General features: G+C 69.1%; 3 protein-coding genes. 1 reads left to right on the forward strand and 2 read right to left on the reverse strand.

All coding sequences use genetic code 11. The features are described from left to right. Positions 1-921 (reverse strand): TIGR00645 family protein (locus P1P70_RS42285; protein WP_319247473.1); only part of this gene is annotated, 921 nt, incomplete at its 3' end. Between the two features lie 142 nt (positions 922-1,063). On the opposite strand from P1P70_RS42285, the gene P1P70_RS42290 reads away from it, so the two are divergent. Further along, a complete protein-coding gene (locus P1P70_RS42290; RefSeq protein ID WP_086803921.1) occupies positions 1,064-2,707 on the forward strand; it encodes a DNA repair helicase XPB in 1,644 nt (547 codons plus the stop codon). A gap of 209 nt (positions 2,708-2,916) precedes the next feature. Here the strand turns inward: P1P70_RS42290 and P1P70_RS42295 are convergent, their stop codons facing one another. Next, positions 2,917-3,114, reverse strand: coding sequence for a hypothetical protein (locus tag P1P70_RS42295; protein ID WP_319247475.1), 198 nt, complete (start codon positions 3,112-3,114; stop codon positions 2,917-2,919). Positions 3,115-3,412 lie beyond the last annotated feature (298 nt).

Below are 3,412 nucleotides of genomic sequence, written 5' to 3' on the forward strand. Positions count from 1 at the left end.
TGTGAGGGCGACGCTGTGTGTCGTGACTGTGCTATTGTTCGTCAGCGTCAGAGGTCTATGAGTTTCCAGCCGGGTGCCGCCCCGCGTGAAGCGGGTCTCGTGCCTCTCGTGGCTCTCGTGCCTCTCGCGGTTCTCGTGCCTCTCGCGGTTCTCGTGCCTCTCGCGGTTCTCGTGCCTCTCGCGGTTCCCGTACGACGTCGCCTGCGCCGGGATGGGCAGCGGCGCCGGGAACATCACGGGTGCGGCGGCCGCCGGCGACTCGGTCCGTTCCGTCGGCCGGGTCCGCTCCGTCGGCTCGGCCGGCCCGCACGGGCCCTTCGGCGGCGTCGGGTCGTCGGAGTGGCCGTGGTGGGAGCCGTGGCCCTTGTCCTCGCGCAGCATCGGCCCCGACATGTATGCCAGGAGCACCGCCGAGGCGATGAAGGCCATGTGGATCACCGTGCCCCACAGCAGCGCGTGGTGGGAGGTGTGGTGGACGTCCACGAACATCTGGAGCAGATGCACGGAGGAGATGCCCACGATGGCGGTGGCGAGCTTGACCTTCAGCACGTTGGAATTGACGTGCGAGAGCCATTCGGGCTGGTCACGGTGGCCCTGGAGGCCGATGCGGGAGACGAAGGTCTCATAGCCGCCGACGATCGTCATGATCAGCAGATTGGCGATCATGACGACGTCGACCAGTTTGAGCACCGCGAGCATCACATAGGTCTCGGTCGCGCTCCCGCTCACGCACCGGACGATTAACGTCCACAGCTCGTTGAAGAACTTGTAGACGTACACCCCCTGCGCCGCCACCAGACCGAAGTACAGCGGCGCCTGGAGCCAGCGCGTGGCGAACAGGGCGTAGCCGAGCGTGGTGCCCTGCGGGGAGACGGACGGGGTGACCGGGTCGGCGGCGTCGGCCGGGGTGGGTGGGTGCACGGTTCGCATTCTTCGGAACCGCTGCCGCAAATCTGAATTCCAGCCACTCATCGGAATGAATAGACATCCAATAGGACTGGGACCCTGGCAGGGGGAACGATCAGGCACACTGGACGTTTGGCCGAATCGAAAGGTGTCGCGCGTGAACGGTCCCCTCATCGTCCAGTCCGACAAGACACTGCTCCTGGAAGTCGACCACGAGCAGGCGGACGAGTGCCGTCGGGCCATCGCGCCCTTCGCCGAGCTGGAGCGGGCGCCCGAGCACATCCACACCTACCGGGTGACGCCGCTCGGGCTGTGGAACGCGCGCGCCGCCGGCCACGACGCCGAGCAGGTCGTGGACGCGCTGGTGCAGTACAGCCGCTACCCGGTGCCGCACGCGCTGCTGGTGGACGTCGCCGAGACGATGGACCGGTACGGCCGCCTCACCCTCTCCAAGCACCCGACGCACGGTCTCGTGCTGACCACCACCGACCGGCCGGTGCTGGAGGAGATCCTGCGGTCGAAGAAGGTCGCCCCGCTCGTGGGGGCCCGGATCGACCCCGACACCGTCGCCGTGCACCCCTCCGAGCGCGGGCAGATCAAGCAGACCCTGCTGAAGCTGGGCTGGCCGGCCGAGGACCTCGCCGGGTACGTGGACGGTGAGGCGCACCCGATCGAGCTGGCCGAGGACGGCTGGGCGCTGCGGCCCTATCAGAAGCAGGCCGTGGAGAACTTCTGGCACGGCGGCAGCGGCGTCGTCGTGCTGCCCTGCGGGGCCGGGAAGACCCTCGTCGGCGCCGGGTCCATGGCCCAGGCCAAGTCGACGACTCTCATCCTCGTCACCAACACCGTCTCCGCGCGGCAGTGGAAGCACGAGCTGGTGAAGCGGACCTCGCTGACCGAGGAGGAGATCGGCGAGTACAGCGGGACGCGCAAGGAGATCCGCCCGGTCACCATCGCCACCTACCAGGTGCTGACGACCCGGCGGAAGGGCGTCTACCCACACCTGGAGCTGTTCGACTCCCGTGACTGGGGCCTCATCGTCTACGACGAGGTGCACCTGCTGCCCGCGCCGGTCTTCAAGTTCACCGCCGATCTCCAGGCCCGGCGGCGGCTGGGGCTGACGGCCACGCTCGTCCGGGAGGACGGGCGCGAGTCGGACGTGTTCTCGCTGATCGGGCCCAAGCGGTTCGACGCGCCCTGGAAGGAGATCGAGGCGCAGGGCTACATCGCGCCCGCCGACTGTGTCGAGGTCAGGGTGAACCTGACCGACTCCGAGCGGCTCGCCTACGCCACCGCCGAGCAGGAGGAGAAGTACCGCTTCTGTTCCACCACCGCGACCAAGCGGAAGGTGGCCGAGGCGATCGTCCGCCGTTTCGCGGGTCAGCAGATCCTCGTCATCGGCCAGTACATCGACCAGCTCGACGAACTGGGCGCCCACCTGGACGCGCCGGTGATCAAGGGCGAGACCAGCAACGCCCAGCGCGAGAAGCTCTTCGACGCGTTCCGGCAGGGTGAGATCAACGTCCTCGTCGTGTCGAAGGTCGCGAACTTCTCCATCGACCTGCCCGAGGCCACCGTCGCCATCCAGGTCTCCGGCACCTTCGGCTCCCGCCAGGAGGAGGCGCAGCGTCTCGGCCGGGTCCTGCGCCCGAAGGCGGACGGCCACCAGGCCCACTTCTACTCCGTGGTCGCCCGGGACACCATCGACCAGGACTTCGCCGCCCACCGCCAGCGCTTCCTGGCCGAACAGGGTTACGCCTACCGGATCATGGACGCGGACGAACTCCTGTCGGAGGGCTGAGGCCACAACCGGTGACTGCCACTGGCGACTGGTGACCGGTCGCCAGTGGCCGCTGCCGGCCGCCGGTCCAGGCAGGGGCGCCGAGGACGAAGGCCGCCTTGAGTGCGGGCAGCGGGAACCACGTCGTCGGGCCCTGGAGGCGGGCGGTGCAGGGCGGTTGAGGCGTCGGAGCAGGGGTGAGCAGCGGGTCACGCGCGGGGACCCGGGGTTCACCGGCGGCGTACGCCCGCTTCCTCCGCGTACTCGCCGAGGATGACGACGTCGAACGCGGCGCTCGCGAACACCCTGACGGCGCGCAGGGCGTCGGCGAGGCGGTGGCGGTTGTGGTGGTTGTCGAGACCGGTCGCGCCGGGCGGCGGACCGGGTCGGCCGGAGGCCGATGCCGGGATGAAGGTCGCTGCACTCATGTCTCCATGGTGGAACGCCCGCCTGGGAAACGCGTCGGTCTCCGGAGTGAATGCGCTGTGCCCCCGGCTCCCTCTCAGGTCCTGCCCTCCCCTAGTACCGGCGGTGTACGGACCCCCTAGGGGTACGGCGGGTGACGACGGAAAATAATCCGTTGGCTTCCGCGCCCTCCCCTCACCTACACTCTCCGCTCTTGCCCGCCTCCCGTCCGTGGAGCGCCACCGCCCGGACGGAAACCGGTCGGCCCCGCCGTCAGGCGTACCCCCAGCTCCCCGCAGGCCCCGGAGGCACTCCCTTGTC

The organism is Streptomyces sp. MB09-02B (assembly GCF_033794485.1).
Classification (GTDB): domain Bacteria; phylum Actinomycetota; class Actinomycetes; order Streptomycetales; family Streptomycetaceae; genus Streptomyces.